Consider the following 20029-nt stretch of genomic DNA (forward strand, 5'->3'; position numbering starts at 1 on the left):
GAGAGAAGCGGCAGCGCTTCTCTCTCCTTTTCAGCGTATAGACAGGGGAAAAAATCTTGCGGCCTTCCCTTCTTCAACTCTTCTTGTAAAAACGTCCCGCTTGCTTCCGTTTTGTCGACAGTCGCAAAGGATCAAGGTATGTTTTTCAGGAGATTTGCGACCGCGGTCTGTCCGGCGGACTGCCATTTTTCCGTGCCGAGCTTGTTGTTTTCGCTGCCGAAGCTGAGCGTGATGTAATAGTCGCCTTTTAGGATATGAAGACCGGGCGGCGCGAGGAAGTTGTCGTCGCCGACGTTTTCAAGCTGTTTGGCGTTCGGGAAATTCTTCTTCAAGGCTTCAAAGATGGCTTTGGGGGATTGCCCGGCGGCGAGGTTCTCGGCGGTCATCGCGCCTTTTTGCGTGAGCGTGACCTGGCAGAAAGCATCTTCCTTCGCATAGACGCAGAGCTTTTGTCCGACGACCGGTTGGCTGCTGAGTTTGCCGGGCGTCAAGATGCGGTTGAGCAAGTGTTCGGCGTCGGATTGCGTGAAGACCGCGCTGGCTTCAATGACCTTGGCGTCGAGCGGTGGAGAAGCGCTCGGCGGTTTCGCCGCTGCGGGCGCTTCGGTCGGAGGCGGACTGCCGCCGCAAGCGGCTAAGAGCAGACAGGCGGATAAGGCAAGTACGAGTAAAAACAGTTTGTGCATAAAAGAGCCTCCTTATATTCGGCGGAAATCTGGTGCAAGAAAAAGGACTTCAGTGCTAGGGCTGCAAGACTTTCATGCCGGTTTCGATGCCGTCGGCTAAGCCGGAGACGACGGAGCAGATCGACAATTTTTCTTTTACCGTCGTGACTTCAAGCGTGGCTATTTCACTGAGCGTTTCATCAAGCACTTCTTTGCTGATCGGGTCGCGCAGCACTCTGGTCTGTCCGACGATCAGGCGCTGGCCGACGCTGACGCCTTCCCGCGAGCCGCGGTTGATGTAGATGCTGCCGTTTTCATTCAGCACGACCAAACCGGACCATTTGATCGCCGGCAGCTGCTGGTCCATCCAGACGACGGACTGCGCGATCGCGTTTTCCACCGCTTTGCCCATGTTGTCCTTGTGCTGCGTGCCGAACACCGCGCCGCCGCCGCCAATCAGGACGCCGCCGCCGCTCGATTTGCCGACGATGCTTTTCGAGGCGAGCACACGGCCGCTGGCGGTATCGACGATATACATTGTTACGTTGATTTCGGATTCCGACTGCGCGCCGCCGAACAGGACGCCGCCAAAGCTGATGCCGCCGCCGCTGTTCGAGGTGTTTTGCACATGCGTAATCACGCCTTTAACCAAGAGCTGCGCGGCGCTGCCCGCCTGGCCGCTTTCGCTGGCCGCATCGCTGCGCATGTCTTTTTCGCCCAGCACGATGTATTTGCCGGATTGATTGAGTACATCGGTGAGAACCGCGCCGTACGCGTCGCCGAGCTGATATTGCCCGCTCCAGTTGGAACGGTTTTCAAACTGGGAAACCGCAATCGTATAGCGCAAGCCGGCAGCAAAGGCGCTGCTGCTTGCCAGAAGTCCGAGAAGTAGAACGAGGCTGCAGAAAATGAGCGCGCGAAACGGTTTCGACGTTGCCATCATGATCATGTCCTCCCTTATGCCGATTTGAATGAACTAGGGTATTCTTTCTGCATCAGAAGAGCAAATCCTTTCCGGATAGAAGAAGATCCTTGCTGGAAAGAAAGTTCAATTTTTCCTATGAGAGGATTTGGCCTTTTGCAGTCGAATAGAAGGAACAGGGAGTACTGGGAGGGATGCGGTTGTGGCTAAGATGATAGGGACGGTCTACATTGAGACGGAATTGAACGAAGCGTTGCTATTGCAATCCGTACGGGAAAAATGGCAGACGAATCCTGGTTACGGCATTGCGGTACCGATCGAGTGGGCGCGGAATGAAAAATACTGTCATATCTATGTGGAGGATATATCGGATATCGAAACGGTCGAAGCGAAAGTAGCCCGTTTTTTTGCCGAGTTCAGCAACGTTAAGATCCGACAGGTCTCCTGGGGCAAGGAAAAATCGTAAAGAAGCATGGCTAGCCGCTCGCTGGGGGCGGCTTTTCTTATGAAACTTGTTCCGTGGCGCGAAAATACGCTTCACTGGTTTACAGAAAGAGAAGAAGCTGTTCGAGTTATGGTTGACAGATTGAGGACGATGCATGCAAAATGAAGGGAAGACATTCGGAGCAAATAAAGCGAAGATTTTTGACGCTGCAGGGAAGTTGAAGGGTGGTAATATGATGGTAAACAATATGACTCTGTCTTTACTTACTGATTTTTATGAACTGACCATGGCGAACGGCTATCTGAAAAGCGGTCTGGCGGAAAAAACGGCGTACTTTGACATGTTTTTTCGCAGGATACCGGATAATGGCGGTTTCGCGATCATTGCAGGCGTTGAACAATTGATCGCCTATTTGCAGGAACTGAGCTTTACGGAGGCGGACATCGAATATTTGCGCGGCAAAGCGCTTTTCAGTGAAGAGTTTCTCAATTATCTGAAGGACTTTACCTTTAGCTGCGATATCTGGGCGATTCCGGAAGGGACGCCGGTCTTTCCGAACGAACCGATCGTGACGGTGAAAGGGCCGGTGATCCAGGCGCAGCTGATCGAGACGATGCTGCTCCTGACGATCAACCACCAGAGCCTGATCGCGACGAAGGCGAACCGCATCGTCCGAGCGGCGAAAGGACGCAGCGTGATGGAACTCGGCACACGCCGGGCGCAGGGCGTCGACGGCGCACTGCTCGGCGCGCGGGCGGCCTTCATCGGCGGCTGCATCGGTACGGCCTGCACGGCGGCGGAAAGCGAATTCGGCATTCCGGCGATCGGCACGATGGCGCATAGCTGGGTACAGATGTTTCCGAGCGAATACGAAGCGTTCAAGGCGTATGCCGAGACGTATCCGGAGGCCTGCACGCTGTTGGTCGATACGTACAATGTGTTGAAATCGGGGCTGCCGAACGCGATCCGTGTCTTTAATGAAAACGTCGTGCCGAAAGGCTTTCGTCCGCAGGGCATTCGGATTGACAGCGGCGACATCGCCTATCTGTCGCGCGAAATCCGCAGCCAGCTCGATGCGGCCGGGTTTCCCGACTGCAAGATCATCGCTTCCAATTCGCTCGACGAGTACATCATCCGCGAACTGCTGCTGCAGGGCGCGAACGTCGACTGCTTCGGCGTCGGCGAGCGTTTGATCACCGCGAAGTCGGATCCGGTTTTTGGCGGCGTATATAAATTGGTCGCAGTTGAAGATGAAGGGGTTGTGATCCCGAAGATCAAGCTGAGCGAAAACGTGGAAAAGATCACGAATCCCGGCTTCAAGCAGGTTTGGCGTCTCTTTGACCGGCGCAACAATAAGGCGATTGCCGACGTGATCACGCTGGCGGACGAAGAGATCGATGAGCTGAAAAGCTATGAACTGTTCGATCCGGAATTTACCTGGAAACGCAAGCGGGTAAGCGGATTTTACGCCAAGAAGCTGCAGGTGCCGCTCTTTGAGAAAGGGCGCTGCGTTTATGAAAGTCCGTCGCTGACCGCCGTGCAATCGTATTGCCGCGAGCAGGTCGATAGTTTATGGAGCGAAAGCCTGCGCTTTGAAAATCCGCATAAATATTATGTGGATTTGTCGCAAGCGCTCTGGGAGATCAAGAACGAACTGCTGCGCCAGTATACGATGGAGTAAGGTCTGGCAAAAGAAAAGGCTCCTGAGAAAAGGAAGGGTGCGCGATGACGGAAAAAAGCGAAGGCAAAAGCGCCGCGTTGACGGTGGAAAGTGCGGAAGAAGCCAAATTAATGCTGGAAGCAATCATCGATGCGACGCAGGACATCATCTCGGTCGCAGGGCTTGACGGCCGGCTGCTTTTGGTCAATCAGGCGTATACCCGCGTGATCGGACTGAGCAAGGCGGAGGTGATCGGGCAACCGGCAACGGTCGATATCAGCGAGGGCGAGAGCATGCATCTGCATGTCATGCAGACGCGCGAGCCGGTTGTCGGCGTACCGATGCAGGTCGGGCCGCAAAAGCGCGAGGTCATCGTCAACGCCGCGCCGGTGCTTGTCCAGGGCGAACTGAAGGGCAGCGTGATCGTTGCGCATGACGTCTCGGAAATCCGTCGCCTGACCGAAGAACTGAAACGGATAAAATCACTTGTGCGCAAGATGCAAAGCCGCTATACGTTCGCGGACATCATCGCAGTCGGCGCTGAAATGAGTGATGTCGTCGCCGCCGCAAAGCGCAGCGCGGAAAGTTCGGTGACCGTGCTTTTAAGCGGTGAGAGCGGCACCGGCAAGGAACTGTTCGCGCATGCGATTCACCACGCCAGTCCACGCCGCAACGAACCGCTGATTCGCGTGAACTGCACCGCGATTCCGGAAACGCTGATTGAAAGCGAACTGTTCGGCTATGAAGCGGGCGCGTTTACCGGCGCGCTGAAGCGCGGCAAAAAAGGCTTGTTTGAAGAATCGGGGCATGGCACGATTTTTCTCGATGAAATAGGCGAGATACCGCTGCATGTGCAGGCCAAGCTGTTGCGCGTTCTGCAGGAAAAGGAAATTATCCGGGTTGGCGGGACACGGTCGATCCCGGTCGACATCCGGGTAATCGCGGCGACGAACCGCAATCTCTGGGAAGCGGTTCAGCAGGGCTCGTTTCGTGAAGACTTATATTACCGGATTCACGTTTTCCCGATCGCGATCCCGCCGCTGCGTAAACGGCGCGATGAATTCGCCTATCTGGTGCGTCATTTGCTGACGAAACTCAACGGCGAATACGGCCGCAACGTGGCGAAGGTTTCAAATGAAGCGATGGCGCTGTTGCTGCAGCATGACTGGCCGGGAAATGTGCGGGAACTCGAAAATGTTCTGGCGCGCAGCATGATCAGCATGCAGTTTTCGGAAACGGTGCTGCAGGCGGCGCATCTGCCGCAACTTGCGCAAACGGAACGCCGTCCGGCAAAAACGACTCCGGGCGCGCCAGCCTGCGCCGCGCTGACGCTCGCGGCGGCAGTAGAAGAGACGGAACGTGCGGCCATCCTCGCCGCGCTGCAAGCGGCGGGCAACAATAAGACGCTCGCGGCGAAACACCTTGGCATCACGGTGCGCAATCTATATTACAAACTGGAAAAATATCGCATCACGACCGGCGGACACGATATCGAGTGTGAAAAATAAATCACTGAAAAAAACGACAGGGAGTCTGAAAAATATTTCAGACTCCCTGTCGTTACGTGCGACAAACGGCGGTTAACAACAGAGCCGATTTTTGGCATGCATTTTGCGTATTAATAAGAGAAAGCGTAAATGGTTTTGCTAAATTGAGGAGGTACGAAGGAATGCGTGACATTAAGACAGCCGGATTCAATACGCAGATGGTGCATGCCGGGCAGAAGCCGGACCCGTTGACGGGGGCATTGAGTACGCCGATTTACCAGACGTCCACTTTCGTGTTTGACAGTGCGGAGCAGGGGGCGGCCCGTTTTGCCTTGGAAGAACCGGGCTATATCTATACGCGTCTGGGAAATCCGACGCAGGATCAGCTCGAAGAAAAGATGGCGGTCTTGGAACGGGGCGAGGCTGGGTTGGCGGTCGCTTCCGGCATGACCGCGATTGCTGCGCCGCTCTGGACGCTGTGCAGCGCCGGAGACCATATCGTCGCGGCGAACACGCTCTACGGCTGCACGTTCGCCCTCTTGTCGCATGCGATGCCGAAGTTCGGCATCGAAGTCACGTTTGTCGACGCGACCGATCCGGAGAATGTCGACAAAGCAATGAAGAGCAATACGAAAGCGGTCTATATCGAAACGCCGGCGAATCCGACGATGACGATCATGAACATCAAGGCGCTGGCCTCGATCGCGCATCGTCACGGTGCGCAGCTGATGGTCGACAACACGTTCATGTCGCCGTATTGCCAGCGCCCGCTTGAACTGGGCGCCGACATTGTCGTGCACAGCGCGACGAAATATCTGAACGGACACGGCGACGTCATCGCCGGTGTTATTGTCGGACGCAAAGATTTTGTCACGCAGGTTCGTTTAGAGGGCGTTAAAGACATCACGGGCGGCTGCATCAGCCCGTTCAACGCCTGGCTGATTCTGCGCGGTTTGAAGACCCTGGGCGTCAGAATGGACCGGCACTGCAGCAATGCGATGCAGGTGGCGCAGCACCTGGCGCAGCATCCGAAGGTCGAAGCGGTCTATTATCCGGGTCTTGAAACGCATCCGCAGTATGCACTGGCCAAACAGCAGATGACCTCGTTCGGCGGCATCATCAGCTTCGAAATAAAAGGCGGCGTAGCCGCCGGACGCAAGGTGATGAACAGCGTGGAGCTTTGTTCACTCGCAGTCAGCCTCGGCGATACGGAAACGCTGATCCAGCATCCGGCCTCGATGACGCATTCGCCGGTTCCGCCGGAAGAACGCTTAAAGGCGGGCATCAGCGACGGACTGATCCGCCTGTCGGTCGGTTTGGAAGATGTCGCGGACATTATCGCCGACTTGGATCAGGCCTTGGCCAAAATATAAGCAGGAAAAAGCCGCTCCTTACGGGAAAATACGTAAGGAGCGGCTTTGTTTTGCGAAAAGCGAGCGAGCTTGCAGGAAAATGGCAAAAGATGTAAAATAAAAACAATAGCAAGCGGTAAGTAAAGGAGGCGGCGAGTGTGGATGAGCAAGTGGTTGCCTTTATGCTGGGCAGTGAGGAATATGGCATTGAAATCAGCCGGGTCAGGGAAATCATTGTTTATAAAGGCGCGACGCCGATGCCGAAAGCGCCCGCTTACATGGACGGCATCGTCGACATACGCGGCATGATTATCCCGGTCATCGATCTTGGCGTCAAGCTGGGCGTTGCAACGCAGCAGGAAGAAGAAAAGCATGCGCTGGTGGTCGAATGCGGTACGCAGCAGGTGGCGCTTCGCGTCGATCGGGTGACGGAGGTGCGATTTATCGCGGATGAGCAGATCGACTGGACGGACAAGATTGAAATGCCGGGCAGCAAAGGGGATCGCTCAATTCGCGGCATCGGCAAGATCGACAGCAAACTTTGCATTTTACTTGATGTGGATCGGATCTTCTCCGCTGACGAGTGGACGAAACTCGGCGAAACGAGTGCAGGGTCACAGGCCCTATAAACGGGCGGGGTGACGCAAAAGAGGTACATACCTTCTTTTGCGCCACCCCGCTTTGCTTTTTTCATTTCTGTTGCAAAAGGTCACTTAAGCGCCGGATCTCGGCGTCTTTTTTCTGCAGGACCGCGTCATACTGATCCTGTATTTCAATCAGGTTTTTGTTCAGCAGATGGATGAAGGAGGCCATCTCGTCCGAACTGCCTGCGATGCGGTTGAACAGCAGGAGATTGGAGGCGAGAATTTCGGGGATTTCCTTGTGGCAATAACGCAATTGATGATCGATCTCGCCGTAGCCTTCCTCGAAGATCGTGCGGACTTGAATTTCGGCGATGACGCGCTGGTTCGTCGGAAAAAATTCGATCAGATAATGTACCGAGCGGTAGCCCGATTTACGGGAATGAAGTTTGATCGAAAGTTCTTCAAAGCGCGTAGTGTCGTCGCCGTCACGGACGTTGGCCGTGATTTCCATGACATGCCAGGTCGCTGTGATGAAATTATGAATCTCTTCCCAGTCTTCTTTGAATAAATGAATGATGCGGATACCGATCAGGTCGGTGATCTCATCTTTGTAGTTTTCGAGCGTGAATTGAAAATCGGCTGCGCGCGTCAGCTGGCGCTGCGGCGTTTTGCGAATGATCTTTTCCAAAAGACGGTCAGGTTCTTTGATTCTCGATTTAACGGAGTGAATCTGGGGATGCGTGCGCAAGGTGCTGGCGATAAACTCTGCCTGCGTTTGGTAAGTCGCAGCGTAATCAATGAAATCAAAGTAGATCGCCTCGAGAACATTCCAGTCGAGCGCGCAACTTTCCAGATCCTGTGCGGCCAAACGGTGTTTGGCCAAAAAATCGTATTTGTCTAACTTCATACTAAGCCTCCCGTTGCAAGGGTTTTAGTCGCAGAGCGTGATTTCAATGCGTTCCTTGTCTTTGCCGAGTCCCTTGCCGCGTTTCAGGTGCACGCTGCCGACCTCGCCGGTTCGGCGAGGGTGCGTGCCGCCGCAGTCGACCGTGGCAAAGCCGTCAATCTTCCAGGTGCGCAGCTCCGCAGCCCGGTCGCGAAAGGAACTGACGATCTCGTGATCGGCGGCGATCATGAGATCGAGTTTTTCGCTGAGCAGCGGCAAAATGGATGTGATATTGCCGGACCAGGAAAAATCGAGACGTGCCTTGTCGGCTGAGATGTTGGCGCCCAATTTTTCCGGACGGTCAAAGAGCTGATTAACTAGCTCGAGAACGAGTTCGGCGGCGAAATGCAAACGCATTAAGCGCAGGCGTCGTGCGCCGTCGATCGCGACCAGCACCGAATCGCCAGCGGCGAGACCGGCGGCAGAGTCCAGCGTATAAAAAATCTCAAGGCCGTCCTTGCGCGCTTCGAGGACATGGCGTCCGCCGATCGTACCGCTGTCGGAGGCCTGGCCGCCGGAAAAGGCGAAGAAGATCGTCCGGTCAAGCGTGATGACGGAGCCGTCAAGCGTCTGAATACGAGCCTCAAGTGTCGTGGCATAGGGATCCTGCCAGAAAAGTTTGCTAACGGACATTGGATACCTCCAACGCTAATTAGTTTTTGCCTCCGGATCGGCGCGGAACAAGGGGCCGCCGTCTTCGTCACGCAGATTGGAGCCGACGGAATACTGGCTGCCGCTTGGCAAATGGCTGCGGATCAGATAGTCGAGTTCGCGCGGCAACGACGCCTTGTTTTTAAAGTCGGAAGCCTGGATAATGATCGTCGGCGTTTCGGAAAAACGGTCTTCGCAGTCGAGTCGCCCGATCTTGCGACTTACGGCCATCGCAAGCAGCAATGTTTTAACCTGCAAATCCTCGGTATCGAGCAAGTCGATTTGCAGCGAAGCAAAAACGATATCCGTATCGTCGGTAATGGGCGCTTCCAGATACCGTTCCAGTTTGTGGCGCAGTTCCAGGTCGGTCATGACGGAGCCCCCCTTTAATTGCATATCCACTCATAGAGGTTTGATTCGCTGCCGAAGAGAAAAAAACCTTGGTTGGCGCAAGAAAAAATACTGCAGCATAGAGAGAAAAAAAGCAAGTGTTTTTGTAGGCCTGAAAAATAGTTACGCACAGGCGTCTAATAGTTTGTGGATAAAAAAGCGAAGAAAAACCGGGCAACGGACAAAGTTAACCACAGGTTGTTAATAGTTTGTGGATAACTTTGTGGAAAATGATGAAATGTTTTCAGCAGATAACTAGAAAGGGAATTGGAAGAGTAAAATTCGCCTGAAAAAAACATCTTGCGAAAGCAGCAGAAGCATTCAACAGAATCTATGCTCCGGCATATTCCGCGCAGGGTCATTTTTTTGAGTATATGCGCATTGATTCAAGGTAACAGTGAAGGAGAACAATGAATTTTGCCGAATAAAAAACAAGTTTAAGCATAAAGAAACGGTGCGATAGATTTTGCTAAGGAGAGAAAGAATGGGCGTTTTTTCAAATAAGAACATGACGACGTCGAGCGAAGCGAGCGCGGGAGGCTGGATCAGCGTTTTGGCAAAACTCGGCGTGGCGATAGAGACTTTTAAAATTGCGTTGGCTTCGGGCATTTCCTGGTGGATTGCATCGAGCGTCACGGAAAACCCGTATCCGGTGTTTGCGCCGCTGGCGGCAATTTTGACGACGCAGGTAACGATTGCCGATTCGCTGGAAAAAAGCGTGTACCGCATTGTCGGCGTAATTTTTGGCGTGACGATCGGCGGTTTTTTCGGGAACTTTTTTACGGTAAATGCGCTGAGCGTTTTTGTTGTGATTGGCTTGGGTCTTGTGCTGGGGAATCTTTTACGGTTGCACCCGCAGATTACGTCGCAGATCGGCGTCAGTACGCTCTTGGTGCTGCAGTACGGCCACAGCCAGGGGTATATGACGGGGCGGATTGTGGAGACGATCATCGGCGCGATGGTTGCCGTGGCGATTAATCTGCTGATCAGTCCGACGCAGTCCGGTTTTCTGGCGAAAAAGACCGTCATGCAGTCGATTCTCCAGCTGACCGCTATCGTGGATGGCATGTCCAAGGCGGAAAAAACGGACGATTTGGCTGCGGGACTGTATCAAGCCAGGCAGGCGGTGCAACAAATTCGCAGCGAACAAACCGGTATCATCCAACTGGTGCAGGGGCTTCGCTTTACGCCGTTTCGCCACGCCGAGCGAAATAAGCTAAAAGAGCTGGCGCTCGTTATGAACCGCATCGAGCATATTAGCGTGCAGGCGAGGGGGATTGCCCGCAGCCTCTTTGACCTGGCGGAAGCCGAGGGACAATGGAAGCAGTTTCAGCAGGTGCTGCATGATGTGGCCGTATGCCTGACCATTTTTGGCCGCTGCATCGAGGGCGAGCGCAACGAATTGCTGCAGGAAGCGCTGCAAATGGCGGTGCGGGAAATGCGCGGGAATTTTTCGCGCTATTTCATTGAGATGCAGCAAAACGCAGAATATCTGGTGCCGGAAGCGGGAGCAATCTTCTCCGATTTGGGCCGGATTTTAGATGAAATTGAAGATAAATTTCCCGATTTAAATGAAAAAGATGTGCAGTTTCGTAGTCAGCATTTGGGGAAAAGTGAAGTGAGCGCCAATGAATGATGCGAAATAGCTGCAAAAGAGAAGGACAGGCTGTTTCAAACGAAGCAGCCTGTCTATGTTATTTAAAATTAAAAAGGGGCAGATGCTGTGCTGAACGGATGAAGGAGAACGGCTTTGTGAGTGAACGAGCTGGGCCTAAACCGGAGATACAAGGCATAGAGCTAAAAAAAGTGCAGTCGCGCTCCAAATGGGATATAATGGATATAAAAGAAGGCGACGCTATACGGCCAAAGCGCGCATCAAAAAGGGGGCGATCAAAGTGACGGTCAAGCTCTTGGGGCCATTGGCGAAAAATGAAAACTGGAAAAGCGTAGGCAAGGAGATCGAAAGGCAGATGGAAGCGGGCGGACTGGCGGAATATACGATCGCAGTTCGCATTGCAACGCCGGAAGAAGAGGAAAAGTTTGAACTCGACCGGGAAAGCGTTCAGTGTGAATATGACGCCGAAACGAAGACGATGGAGTATTTGCTGGGCATACGGATGCCGCGCGATTTGCCGCCGGTCTATGAAGACGAAGTGGGTGAGGCGGCGGAAGCGGAGCGGATTTGTTTCGCGATCGACGGGATCGCTTCGGGCATGCTGATTGAAGCGAGTGCGGTCGTCAGGGCCAATTTCATTGAGACGCTGCGCGAATTGGTCGAAGACGAAAGAGAAAGCCAGTTCATCTGAAAAAAGATCTGCGGCAAAGAAGCGTTTCTTTGCCGCAGATCTTTTCTAGGCGCTATTCGTCCTGTTTTTCTTTGTCTTTATCCTGGATGGCCTGAACGCCTTCTTCGATGACGCGCTGCGTGGTATAATGGCGCTTTTCCGCTTCGGTCAGACCGTCGCCAGCGTCTTTTACCGCCCAGTACCCTTTTAGCAGGCTGAAGCCCGTTTCGACCAAAGACATGGAAAGGCCGCAAGCCAGGAAAACGGCGAGGTTCTCGATCTCGCTGCTGATCGGCATGGAGAAAAGTACCGCCATGACCAAGACCGTGAAGAGGCCGCGTTCCCAGAACGCCAGGTTCGGCGCGCTGACGAACGAGCGCAGCAGGGTCGAATTCTGGCTGCGCACCGCCCAGTTAAACAGAGCGGAAAATAACTTCTCGCCGATGAATCTGCCCAGAGAAAGCATGGCAAATAACAGGGCAAAGTAAATGATCGTGTTCATAGTACCTCCTAGATGTTGCTGCTTGGGCTTACGGCATTGCGGCCAAGCATGCGAAAAGATATCTTTCTCCTATTCGGCAAGAAGTGAATAAATCCTGCTGCTAAAAAGGCGGTCGAGGGAGTGGTTAAGGTTTGGGGAGCGGCTTTGCCAGCCAATCGACATAGTTTCTGTCGTCCACATTGATGTGGGTTAGCCACCAATCTTTAAGGAAGTGAAGCGCTTTATCCGGTTCGTGATGCAGCGCCGCAGACGCCAATACGGTCTTGGTTTGATTCGTCAGTTCGCAGTGGAGGCGATGATGACGCTCCAGACCCGGATAGCGGGCGTGTTCCATAATTCTTTCTTCTGTTTCAAAATGAAGAATAGAGTATTGCTCCATGATGCGCAAGGTAGGCAGCAGTGCGTCATAGCCCTTGCCCTGGCTGACGAAATAATACAAGGAATTGATGGTGGACACGATGCCGCGATGCTGTTCATCAATGATCGGGATGCCAAGATTGCAGCTGTCCGTCCAGATGATGTACATGGGCTGATTCATGACCATTCCTCCCCAATTTTGTTGTCTGTCGTATATATTGCACAACGCGGCCGGGAATCCCTTTCTTGTCGCAGCGGCAAGAAGATTTTTAAAGAGGAAGACGGCGCTATACGGCGAAAGAAAAAAGAAAATGATAACGGGGATGTGACGGTGAATGCGGGAACTTGAAAAAGTGGCGACGCTGGAAAATGAGTTTGAGACGCAATTATTGGAAGAGATCCTCAAGGAAAGAGGCGTCGACGCCTTTTTTAAACACTATCATGATATGGCGTACGACGGTCTGTATACGAACACGCTCGGCTGGGCCGGCGTTTACGGGGCGAGAGAAGATGCCGCGGCAATCTGCGCGGCGCTGGCGGAAATCAGGCAAAGCGCCAGGCAGGAATAAAACAGAGGCCTTCACGATGCTGGCGTGAAGGCCTCTGCGTTTCCCCGCGTTCAAATCCGAAACGAGCGTCTGCTTCGGCGTATGAAAACGTTGTGGAGGGACAGGGTTAAAAGTTGAGCAGACCGAAGAAGATATAGCAGGCAACGGCGCCGACAACTGACATCGACAAGCCCCAGAAGAGCAGACGCCGGAAGAGTACCGACTTGTCCTCATGTTCACCGGCGCAGGCAATGCAGAGCGCGCCCAAGGTGGATAAAGGAGAGGTGTCGACGAGATGTGCGCCGACATTGATCGAAGAGATCATCGCGATCGGGTTGCCGCCGCCGATTTCCTCGATCAGACCGGGAACCATCGGCAGGAACATCGGCATGACGACGCCGGATGAGCTGGAATAGGCGGAGATTGCGCCGGTGATCAAAGCCAGCCAGCCGTTGATCGTGGTCGGATTTGAGATGACGGCCAGTACTTTGACCAGTGCGAGCAGGCCGCCGGAGCGGTCGATGATGTCGATCAAAACGGATACGCCGCAGACCATCATGATGACGCTCCAAGGCACTTTGCCGATCGCGGCTTCGCTGTCGCCGGCTCCGACCAGCATCAGCAAACCGCCTAAGATGAAGGCGATCGTGCCGACATTGGCGAACATGCTCATCGCGACCGGGCCGAATAAGGCTTTCGTGGCCGGCAGGCCGGGCAGGACGACGAGGAGAATCAGGACGCCAATCGAAGCGAGCGTGATCCACTGGTTACGATTGAAGGGTTCGGGTTTCGGAGCCAGTTCTTCGATGTCGAGTGAAGAGCCTTTTTGTTTTTTCATCCAGGCCCAACCGCCGAGGACAAAGAAGCCGCCGATATTGACGAGGCCTTGACCCAATTCGGAGTTGAAATGGATTTTCCAGGCAAGAGCGTTAAGGTCGGTGATGCCGAGCATCGGAGCCATCTTGGCGATGATGCCGTTCGAGATGATGCCGGTCGGGGCGAACGGTGAGAATGCCGCGCCGTTCGACGCGCCTACGACCAGCAGCGTCATCAGGAATGCTGATAAGCCGACGCGCGAGGCGATCGCCATCGCGACCGGAGCCATCAGCGCGGTGCCGGCGATGTTGCCGGGGCCGATGCTGGTGATGATCGTGGTCAGAAGATAGATGATAATCGGCACGAGCGCGGTATTGCTTTTGCAAAGACGGATCGAATACGCGGTGAGTTTTTCCATCGTTCCGTTGGTCTGCGCTATGCCGAACAGGAAGGTGACGCCGACCAAAATCATAAACAGGCTGGTCGGAAACGATTCTACAAGGATCTTAGCGCCGGACAAGCCGCTCCAGATTGCGCCGACGATAATGGCGAAACCGATGCTGAGAAAACCGACGTTAAGGTCTTCGTTGACGCAACTGATGAGGACGACGATGCCAAGCGCCACGATTGAGGCAATGGCGGCAGCGGAAATATCCACGACAGTACCCCCTTTATATTTTTGTCGGGCCGTTCGGAAAATTAATCGTCATCGCCTTCAAGTTCTTCGCTTTCCGCCGGAAACGCCTTGTGCAGCAGTTTGGTGGCCAGCATGAAGATGAGGATGACGGCGAACATGGTGGGCAATGCGATGCCCATCATGGTCAGAGCTTTTGCGGTTGCAGCCGTTAGCATTCAATTGCCTCCTTTACTTGGCCAGCGCCGGAATCAGTGCCAATACGAGTCCGCCAGCCACTACCGAAGCGACTTGGCCGGCTACATTGACGCCGATGGCATGCTGGATGATGAAGTTGGTCGGGTCTTCTTTAAGCGCCATCTTGGCAATGACGCGGCCGGACATCGGGAAAGCCGAGATGCCGCAGGCGCCGATCATCGGGTTCATTTTTTCTTTGCTGAAGATGTTCAACAGTTTGGCGAAGAGGACGCCGCCTGCGGTATCAAAGACGAAGGCGACAGCGCCGAGCGCCATGATCATCGCGACTTCGACCGTCAGGAACCGTTCGGCTGACATCGTGCCGCCGATTGTGATGCCGAGCAGCAAGGTGACCAGGTTGGCCAGTTCGCTTTGCGCGGCGTTGGAGAGATTGTCTACGACTCCGGATTCTTTCAGGATGTTGCCGAACATCAGCGAGCCGATCAGCGCGACCGAGATCGGTGCGACCATGCCTGCGATCAGGACGATCAGGATCGGGAAGAGGAATTTTGCTGTGCGCGAGACCGGTTCTTCATTTTCATAGCCCATCTTGATCTTGCGTTCGGCCGAGGTCGTCAACGCTTTGATGACCGGCGGCTGAATAACAGGGACAAGCGACATGTACGAGTAGGCCGCTACCGATAATGGGCCAAGCAGATCCTGGGCAAAGCGGCTGGCGACGTAGATCGTCGTCGGGCCGTCGGCTGCGCCGATGATGCCGATCGAAGCGGCATGTTCAAAGGAAAAGCCCATCAATGTGGCGAGGACCGCGGTCGCAAAGATGCCGAACTGCGCCGCCGCGGCGAAGAGCATGACGATCGGCCGCCGGATCAGCGGCGTAAAATCACACATCGCGCCGATCGCGACAAAGATAAGGACGGGAAAGAGTTCGTTGGCAATACCGCCCTGGTATAAGACCCAAAGAAAGCCTTCTTCGCCGACGACTTTGGAAATGGCCGACGAATGCGGGATGTTGGCCAGTACCGCGCCGAAACCGATCGGCAGCAGCAGCGCTGGTTCATAGTCTTTTTTCACGGCGAGATAAATCAAAGTTGCGCCGATCAGCCACATGACGACGTGCTTCCAGGATAGACCGAGAAAACCCATCAGCAGTTCATCAAGCCAGGGATATTGGATTAACATTGCTTCCATGGAAAATCCTCCTCATTATAGTGCTGTGTGAGATCAGGCGAGAACGAGCATGACTTGGCCCGGCTTTACGCCGTCGCCGGTACTGACGTTGATCGCTTTGACGACGCCGTCGACCGGAGAGCCGATTTCGTTTTGCATTTTCATCGCTTCTAAGAGCATCAGGACTTGGCCCTGTTTCACCTTGTCGCCGACCTTGACCGAAACCTTGCTGACCTTGCCCGGCATCGGAGCGGCGATGTTCGTTTCGCCGGCTGCCGCTGCAACCGGTGCGGCTTTGGGCTGCGCAGCCGGTGCGGCCGCGGCGACCGGCGCCGGAGCGGCGACTACCGTCGGCGTAGGCGCTGCTTTGACGGCGCCGCCCTGTTTGCTGACTTTTTCGACCTCTACGTTGTACGTTACGCCGTTTAGCGTGATATTGAGTTCAAAACTGCTCATTTGAAAAGCCTCCTAAAAATTTATTAACCGGATCGTGCATCCATTAACTGCTGCCTGCCTGCCATCGCCCACGAATTTGAAACGCGTACGATGCGGAAGGTGCTAAAATCAGAACCTCCTTCTAAGATCACGTAGGCTGCGGCGGCTGCCGACAACAGCGCTAACGTCTCTGGTGAAAGATTCGCGCTGAGGTCTGGCGCTGTCTCCGTTGGTGCAGTCGCCTGCTGGACGCGAATCTTGGTTTTTTTGCTCGGCTTCGCCTTGCTGCCGCTGAGAAAATCGAAAAATCCCACGTGTGGTCACCTCCTTGCTGCAAACTCTACTGTCGGAAAGTAGGAATGGTGTCATAGAGGAGTAATTTGACTTTGCAAAATATTCTTCCTATTTTGGTCAGTTTGTTGTGCTGTTTCGTAATTAAAGTAATTTTGCGCAATGAAAAAAAGAGGCATCGCCAAACAGGTTTTCTACCGGTTTGGCGACGCCTCGTCAGGAAACGCTTAAAAATAACGTGTGATTAGCGGACTGTTCGGATTCAGGCAACGGTACTTATAAATCGGTCGACCGACCGAACCGTAACTGATCTCATGTTCCAACAGATCGAGCTGTTTGATGAATTCGAGATATTTGCGCATTGAAATGCGCGTCAGACCGACGAGATTGGCCAGTTCTTCGGTCGAAAAACTCTGCCCGCCAGACTGCTTGATGCGATGCCATACCGTTTGCAGCGTCTTGCGGTCGATGCCTTTCGGGACTTGTTGAGGAAAGGATTGCTCTTTGCGCTGGCGCAGCTGATCGACGTCGGATTGACGGACCGTGGGTTGGCTGGTTACCGCGGTTGCCCACTCCCGGTAGGCGTTGAGCGATTCCTGCAGCCGTTCGAACTCAAAAGGCTTGATCAGATAATCGACTGCGCCGAGGCGCGTCGCGGCGAGGATGTGTTTTTGATCGCAGGCGGCCGAGACGACGATCGCGTCAGTCGGCAGCCCTTGCAGGCGAATGGCCGTCAGCAGTTCGATCCCGGTCTTGCCCGGCATGAAGATATCCAAAAGAACCAGGTCGATATCATGTTCTTTGAGCAGAGCGAGCGCTTCGTCGCCGGAACGGGCGACCGCGACGACCTGAAAGCCTTCGACCAGAGCGACATATTGTTTGTTGAATTCCGCGACCATCGGATCGTCTTCGACAATGAGTACGTTAATCAATCTCGGGACCTCCTTTTTCCGGATAAGGCAGTTGGACGACAAAGGTCGTACCGTTTGCATCACTGCGTTCGATCTGAATGTTGCCGCCAAGGCGAAGAGCGCTGTTCAGCGCCAGATGCAAACCGATGCCGCGGTTTGGCCCTTTGCTGGAAAAGCCATGGTCGAAGATGCGCGGCTGCATCGCAAGCGGAATGCCGGGGCCGCTGTCGGAAATACGAGCGGTCAGGCAGGCGTCTTGATGCGTCAGTTCAAGGCGGATATTCTTTTCATCGGCGTCTTGCAGTGCTTCCATCGCATTATCGATCAGATTACCGAGGATTGTGATCAGATCATGCACGGTCTCTTCCGAGGCCGCCTCCGGCAGGCTCGACGCTTCCTGCAGCTGCAAAAGAACGTTGAGTTCGCGGCCGCGGCTGATCTTGCCCAGGATGAAACCGGCCAGGACAGGGTCTTTGATGCGCCGGATCACCGAACCGACTTCGACCTGATAATGCTGTGCGATCTGTGAGACATAGGGCTGGATATGGTCGAATTTTCCTAAACGAACCATGCCGAGAATGACATGCAGTTTGTTCATGAATTCATGCGTCTGCGAGCGCAGCGCTTCGGCGTAGTTTTGAATGCCGACCAGTTTCTGCGCGAGCGTTGTGATCTCGGTCATGTCGCGGAAGGTCGAAATCGCGCCGACGATCCGGCCGGAAACGCGCACCGGAACGCGGTTGGTCAGCCAGGTCACGCCGTGCAGATTCTGTTCATGATCATATTCAGGATTCCCGTTGACCAATACTTCATACAGGCGGGTATTGGGGATGCATTCCTCGACGTTTTCACCGCGAATGTCATGCCGGATGCCGACCGCGGCGAGCAATTTCATCGCGGCCGAATTGACCAGCGTAACGCGCCCCTCGCCGTCGATCGCGATCATACCTTCACGCGTAGCCTGCAGCATCGCATTTCGTTCTTCGAGCAGCTGTGCGATTTCCGAAGGTTCCAGACCGAACATCGCTTTTTTGATATGGTTGGCCAGCAGCAATGCGCCGCTCAGGCCGACGAACATGCCGAGATAAATGCCGACAAAGACGCCGGCCCGGCTTACGTCGACGGCCTGCTCGACTTCGTTCAGCAGGATGCCGACCAGAACGACGCCGATCTGGCGTCCGTCCGGGCCGAAGACCGGAACGAAGGTGCGCAGCGAAGGGCCGAGCGAGCCGCTGGCGGTGGAGATGGTTTCCTGGCCGGCGAACGCGGGATCGGCGTCCGACAGTTCATAGACCTTGCCGATGTTTTCCGGATCGGGGTGCGATTTTCGCACGCGGTTCATGTCCATGACGGTGACGAACTGGACATTGGCCTTCTTAAGAATCCGGTTGGCGAAAATTTGAATATCCCCTTCGTCGTCAAGTCCCGAGAGGCACTCGATGACGGTGATGGAATTGGCCATGATGCTGGCCACCATCCGGGAACGGTCGACCAGTTCCTGATGCGTGTTGGCGGCGACCTGTTTGGAGACGATCAGGTCGGTGACCATCAGCGAAAAGGCGACGACGAGGCAGACGAAAAGACCGATCGTTACATTCAGCTTCAGGCGTTTCTTATGGTGCGGCATCGATGCGTCCTTTCTTCGTCGGCATGAAATTGCGCGAGTCGCTCGTTTGCGCGGAAACCGACAAGTGGAGAATAATGGCGAAAAACGTCAATATAGGCAAAAAGCTTCGCCGCATAAAAGCGAAATCCTGCTGCGATGCTTGGCATGCCGTTTGACGACGTCTTAAAAGGAAACGGGCAGACAATGGCTGTGAAAGGGTGAATACGGCGTTCAAACGGATTCGACAAAGTGCAGAAATTTGTTTTACAATGGAGATAGTCTTGGCAACAGTCGAGACGAAAAAGGAGGAGTTTCATGAAACGATATTTGAAATACGGCATTGCAATGGTGCTGGGCTTATTGCTATTTATCCCGGCAACATCGCAGGCCAGTGAAGCGAAGACGATCACGGTGCAGGGACAGGCGCAGTTTTATCTGCAGCCGGATCGCGCCGACATCGAGATTGCGGTGCAAAGTAATGGCGCGACGCTTGCGGAAGCGCAAAACGAAAACGCGAGAATCGCGCAAGCGGTGCAAAACAAGCTGCTGGCGCTTGGCGTAGAGCGCGACCAGATCCAGACCTCGCACTTCAATGTATACCCGGTCTATAGCGATGCAAATGGCCACCGGCCGGGCGAAATTTCCGGCTATCAGGTCAGCAATGCCGTGTCGGTAAAGCTACAGGATGTTGCTTTGGTAGGGCCTGTCATTGACGGTGCATTGTCTTCCGGCGCTACGCAAATTTCCAATTTGCGTTTTGGCAAAAAGGATGAAATGCATTGGAAGCAAAGCGCGCTGCAATCGGCAGTGAAGGATGCGATGGGCAAAGCGGAAGCAATTGCCGGTGCACTTAATCGGCCGATTATTGGGCCGCTCTCAGTAAGCGAATCGTCGGTTCATTTCGGCGGCAATGAAAACACGCGAGACTATATGATGTTTAAGGCCAGTGCCATGCGTGAAAGAACTCCGATAGAAACCGGTTTGATTCAAGTGCAGGCTACGGTGAATCTGGTAGTTGAAATCTAGTTCCTGTCAAGAGAAGAATCCTGGGGAGGATGCCAGGCTTCTTCTCTTTTTTTGCGAGCGGACGGAAAACGAATGAAAAGAGCAGGGAAAAAATGTCAGATGTCGAAGTGCTCTAGGAAGAAAGTGGGAGGATGATCGAGAGAAAAAG

At 54.1% G+C, this 20029-nt stretch carries 23 protein-coding genes; 9 read left to right on the plus strand and 14 right to left on the minus strand.

Going from position 1 to position 20029, the window contains the following annotated elements:
* Positions 1-131: 131 nt before the first annotated feature.
* Both QTL79_RS10965 and QTL79_RS10970 read right to left on the minus strand, forming a co-directional pair.
* The gene (locus QTL79_RS10965; RefSeq protein ID WP_346355010.1) at positions 132-686 is read right to left on the minus strand and encodes a hypothetical protein; all 555 of its coding nucleotides are present in this window, start codon (positions 684-686) and stop codon (positions 132-134) included.
* Positions 687-741: 55 nt separating this feature from the next.
* Entirely contained in the window at positions 742-1608 is an 867-nt protein-coding gene (locus QTL79_RS10970) for a CsgG/HfaB family protein (RefSeq protein WP_346355011.1), read from the minus strand.
* Positions 1609-1789: 181 nt separating this feature from the next.
* On the opposite strand from QTL79_RS10970, the gene QTL79_RS10975 reads away from it, so the two are divergent.
* The 5 genes from QTL79_RS10975 (at position 1790) to QTL79_RS10995 (ending at position 7160) form a co-directional block, all read left to right on the plus strand.
* Positions 1790-2053 (plus strand): hypothetical protein, encoded by a 264-nt coding sequence (locus QTL79_RS10975; RefSeq protein WP_346355012.1) that lies wholly within the window; start codon positions 1790-1792, stop codon positions 2051-2053.
* 211 nt (positions 2054-2264) lie between these two features.
* On the plus strand, positions 2265-3713 hold the full coding sequence (locus tag QTL79_RS10980; RefSeq protein ID WP_346355013.1) for a nicotinate phosphoribosyltransferase: 1449 nt from the start codon (positions 2265-2267) through the stop codon (positions 3711-3713).
* A 44-nt stretch (positions 3714-3757) separates the two neighbouring features.
* The gene (locus QTL79_RS10985; protein ID WP_346355014.1) at positions 3758-5200 is read left to right on the plus strand and encodes a sigma-54 interaction domain-containing protein; all 1443 of its coding nucleotides are present in this window, start codon (positions 3758-3760) and stop codon (positions 5198-5200) included.
* 161 nt (positions 5201-5361) lie between these two features.
* Positions 5362-6552 carry a methionine gamma-lyase gene (gene megL / locus QTL79_RS10990; protein WP_346355015.1) on the plus strand — a complete coding sequence of 397 codons (1191 nt, stop codon included), beginning with the start codon at positions 5362-5364 and terminating at the stop codon, positions 6550-6552.
* Between the two features lie 137 nt (positions 6553-6689).
* On the plus strand, positions 6690-7160 hold the full coding sequence (locus tag QTL79_RS10995; RefSeq protein WP_346355016.1) for a chemotaxis protein CheW: 471 nt from the start codon (positions 6690-6692) through the stop codon (positions 7158-7160).
* A 61-nt stretch (positions 7161-7221) separates the two neighbouring features.
* Here QTL79_RS10995 and QTL79_RS11000 read toward each other — a convergent pair whose 3' ends face one another.
* The 3 genes from QTL79_RS11000 to QTL79_RS11010 are packed head-to-tail and all read right to left on the minus strand — an operon-like array spanning position 7222 to position 9084.
* Positions 7222-8022, minus strand: a complete 801-nt coding sequence (locus QTL79_RS11000; protein WP_346355017.1) for a RelA/SpoT domain-containing protein — start codon at positions 8020-8022, stop codon at positions 7222-7224.
* A gap of 24 nt (positions 8023-8046) precedes the next feature.
* Complete coding sequence (locus QTL79_RS11005) at positions 8047-8694, minus strand: alanyl-tRNA editing protein (RefSeq protein WP_346355018.1); 648 nt, start codon at positions 8692-8694, stop codon at positions 8047-8049.
* Positions 8695-8709: 15 nt separating this feature from the next.
* Entirely contained in the window at positions 8710-9084 is a 375-nt protein-coding gene (locus QTL79_RS11010) for a hypothetical protein (protein ID WP_346355019.1), read from the minus strand.
* A gap of 502 nt (positions 9085-9586) precedes the next feature.
* On the opposite strand from QTL79_RS11010, the gene QTL79_RS11015 reads away from it, so the two are divergent.
* On the plus strand, positions 9587-10738 hold the full coding sequence (locus QTL79_RS11015; RefSeq protein ID WP_346355020.1) for an FUSC family protein: 1152 nt from the start codon (positions 9587-9589) through the stop codon (positions 10736-10738).
* A 187-nt stretch (positions 10739-10925) separates the two neighbouring features.
* Positions 10926-11408 (plus strand): hypothetical protein, encoded by a 483-nt coding sequence (locus QTL79_RS11020; protein ID WP_346355021.1) that lies wholly within the window; start codon positions 10926-10928, stop codon positions 11406-11408.
* 52 nt (positions 11409-11460) lie between these two features.
* Here the strand turns inward: QTL79_RS11020 and QTL79_RS11025 are convergent, their stop codons facing one another.
* Together QTL79_RS11025 and QTL79_RS11030 are read right to left on the minus strand one after the other, a co-directional pair.
* Entirely contained in the window at positions 11461-11889 is a 429-nt protein-coding gene (locus QTL79_RS11025; protein WP_346355022.1) for a hypothetical protein, read from the minus strand.
* A 124-nt stretch (positions 11890-12013) separates the two neighbouring features.
* Positions 12014-12427, minus strand: coding sequence for a bacteriohemerythrin (locus tag QTL79_RS11030; RefSeq protein ID WP_346355023.1), 414 nt, complete (start codon positions 12425-12427; stop codon positions 12014-12016).
* 154 nt (positions 12428-12581) lie between these two features.
* Here QTL79_RS11030 and QTL79_RS11035 point away from each other — a divergent pair, with 154 nt between their 5' ends.
* Positions 12582-12815 carry a hypothetical protein gene (locus tag QTL79_RS11035; protein WP_346355024.1) on the plus strand — a complete coding sequence of 78 codons (234 nt, stop codon included), beginning with the start codon at positions 12582-12584 and terminating at the stop codon, positions 12813-12815.
* Between the two features lie 106 nt (positions 12816-12921).
* Here QTL79_RS11035 and QTL79_RS11040 read toward each other — a convergent pair whose 3' ends face one another.
* The 7 genes from QTL79_RS11040 to dcuS form a co-directional block, all read right to left on the minus strand.
* Positions 12922-14268: an SLC13 family permease gene (locus QTL79_RS11040; RefSeq protein WP_346355025.1), complete on the minus strand. Its 1347-nt coding sequence runs from the start codon at positions 14266-14268 to the stop codon at positions 12922-12924.
* 41 nt (positions 14269-14309) lie between these two features.
* A complete protein-coding gene (locus tag QTL79_RS11045; protein WP_346355026.1) occupies positions 14310-14462 on the minus strand; it encodes a hypothetical protein in 153 nt (50 codons plus the stop codon).
* 13 nt (positions 14463-14475) lie between these two features.
* A complete protein-coding gene (locus QTL79_RS11050) occupies positions 14476-15633 on the minus strand; it encodes a sodium ion-translocating decarboxylase subunit beta (RefSeq protein WP_346355027.1) in 1158 nt (385 codons plus the stop codon).
* Positions 15634-15666: 33 nt separating this feature from the next.
* Complete coding sequence (locus QTL79_RS11055; protein WP_346355028.1) at positions 15667-16068, minus strand: biotin/lipoyl-containing protein; 402 nt, start codon at positions 16066-16068, stop codon at positions 15667-15669.
* A gap of 23 nt (positions 16069-16091) precedes the next feature.
* Positions 16092-16361 carry a hypothetical protein gene (locus QTL79_RS11060; protein WP_346355029.1) on the minus strand — a complete coding sequence of 90 codons (270 nt, stop codon included), beginning with the start codon at positions 16359-16361 and terminating at the stop codon, positions 16092-16094.
* Between the two features lie 204 nt (positions 16362-16565).
* Positions 16566-17270: a response regulator gene (locus QTL79_RS11065; protein ID WP_346355030.1), complete on the minus strand. Its 705-nt coding sequence runs from the start codon at positions 17268-17270 to the stop codon at positions 16566-16568.
* Positions 17263-18876: a DcuS/MalK family sensor histidine kinase gene (gene dcuS, locus QTL79_RS11070; RefSeq protein ID WP_346355031.1), complete on the minus strand. Its 1614-nt coding sequence runs from the start codon at positions 18874-18876 to the stop codon at positions 17263-17265. Before dcuS ends, QTL79_RS11065 begins: the two co-directional genes overlap by 8 nt.
* 294 nt (positions 18877-19170) lie before the next feature.
* Here dcuS and QTL79_RS11075 point away from each other — a divergent pair, with 294 nt between their 5' ends.
* Positions 19171-19881 (plus strand): SIMPL domain-containing protein, encoded by a 711-nt coding sequence (locus tag QTL79_RS11075; RefSeq protein ID WP_346355032.1) that lies wholly within the window; start codon positions 19171-19173, stop codon positions 19879-19881.
* Positions 19882-20029 lie beyond the last annotated feature (148 nt).

It is taken from the genome of Azotosporobacter soli, assembly GCF_030542965.1.
Lineage (GTDB): Bacteria > Bacillota > Negativicutes > SG130 > SG130 > Azotosporobacter > Azotosporobacter soli.

What these genes read in the sequence shown, in the direction of transcription:
- QTL79_RS11030 (WP_346355023.1), bottom strand. Translation starts at nt 12,427, where the DNA reads ATGAATCAGCCCATGTACATCATCTGGACGGACAGCTGCAATCTTGGC.
- megL (WP_346355015.1), top strand. Translation starts at nt 5,362, where the DNA reads ATGCGTGACATTAAGACAGCCGGATTCAATACGCAGATGGTGCATGCC.
- QTL79_RS10980 (WP_346355013.1), top strand. Translation starts at nt 2,265, where the DNA reads ATGATGGTAAACAATATGACTCTGTCTTTACTTACTGATTTTTATGAA.
- dcuS (WP_346355031.1), bottom strand. Translation starts at nt 18,876, where the DNA reads ATGCCGCACCATAAGAAACGCCTGAAGCTGAATGTAACGATCGGTCTT.
- QTL79_RS11015 (WP_346355020.1), top strand. Translation starts at nt 9,587, where the DNA reads ATGGGCGTTTTTTCAAATAAGAACATGACGACGTCGAGCGAAGCGAGC.
- QTL79_RS11075 (WP_346355032.1), top strand. Translation starts at nt 19,171, where the DNA reads ATGAAACGATATTTGAAATACGGCATTGCAATGGTGCTGGGCTTATTG.
- QTL79_RS11010 (WP_346355019.1), bottom strand. Translation starts at nt 9,084, where the DNA reads ATGACCGACCTGGAACTGCGCCACAAACTGGAACGGTATCTGGAAGCG.
- QTL79_RS10965 (WP_346355010.1), bottom strand. Translation starts at nt 686, where the DNA reads ATGCACAAACTGTTTTTACTCGTACTTGCCTTATCCGCCTGTCTGCTC.
- QTL79_RS11005 (WP_346355018.1), bottom strand. Translation starts at nt 8,694, where the DNA reads ATGTCCGTTAGCAAACTTTTCTGGCAGGATCCCTATGCCACGACACTT.
- QTL79_RS11025 (WP_346355022.1), bottom strand. Translation starts at nt 11,889, where the DNA reads ATGAACACGATCATTTACTTTGCCCTGTTATTTGCCATGCTTTCTCTG.
- QTL79_RS11050 (WP_346355027.1), bottom strand. Translation starts at nt 15,633, where the DNA reads ATGGAAGCAATGTTAATCCAATATCCCTGGCTTGATGAACTGCTGATG.
- QTL79_RS11035 (WP_346355024.1), top strand. Translation starts at nt 12,582, where the DNA reads ATGCGGGAACTTGAAAAAGTGGCGACGCTGGAAAATGAGTTTGAGACG.
- QTL79_RS10985 (WP_346355014.1), top strand. Translation starts at nt 3,758, where the DNA reads ATGACGGAAAAAAGCGAAGGCAAAAGCGCCGCGTTGACGGTGGAAAGT.
- QTL79_RS11020 (WP_346355021.1), top strand. Translation starts at nt 10,926, where the DNA reads ATGGGATATAATGGATATAAAAGAAGGCGACGCTATACGGCCAAAGCG.
- QTL79_RS10970 (WP_346355011.1), bottom strand. Translation starts at nt 1,608, where the DNA reads ATGATGGCAACGTCGAAACCGTTTCGCGCGCTCATTTTCTGCAGCCTC.
- QTL79_RS11000 (WP_346355017.1), bottom strand. Translation starts at nt 8,022, where the DNA reads ATGAAGTTAGACAAATACGATTTTTTGGCCAAACACCGTTTGGCCGCA.
- QTL79_RS11045 (WP_346355026.1), bottom strand. Translation starts at nt 14,462, where the DNA reads ATGCTAACGGCTGCAACCGCAAAAGCTCTGACCATGATGGGCATCGCA.
- QTL79_RS11055 (WP_346355028.1), bottom strand. Translation starts at nt 16,068, where the DNA reads ATGAGCAGTTTTGAACTCAATATCACGCTAAACGGCGTAACGTACAAC.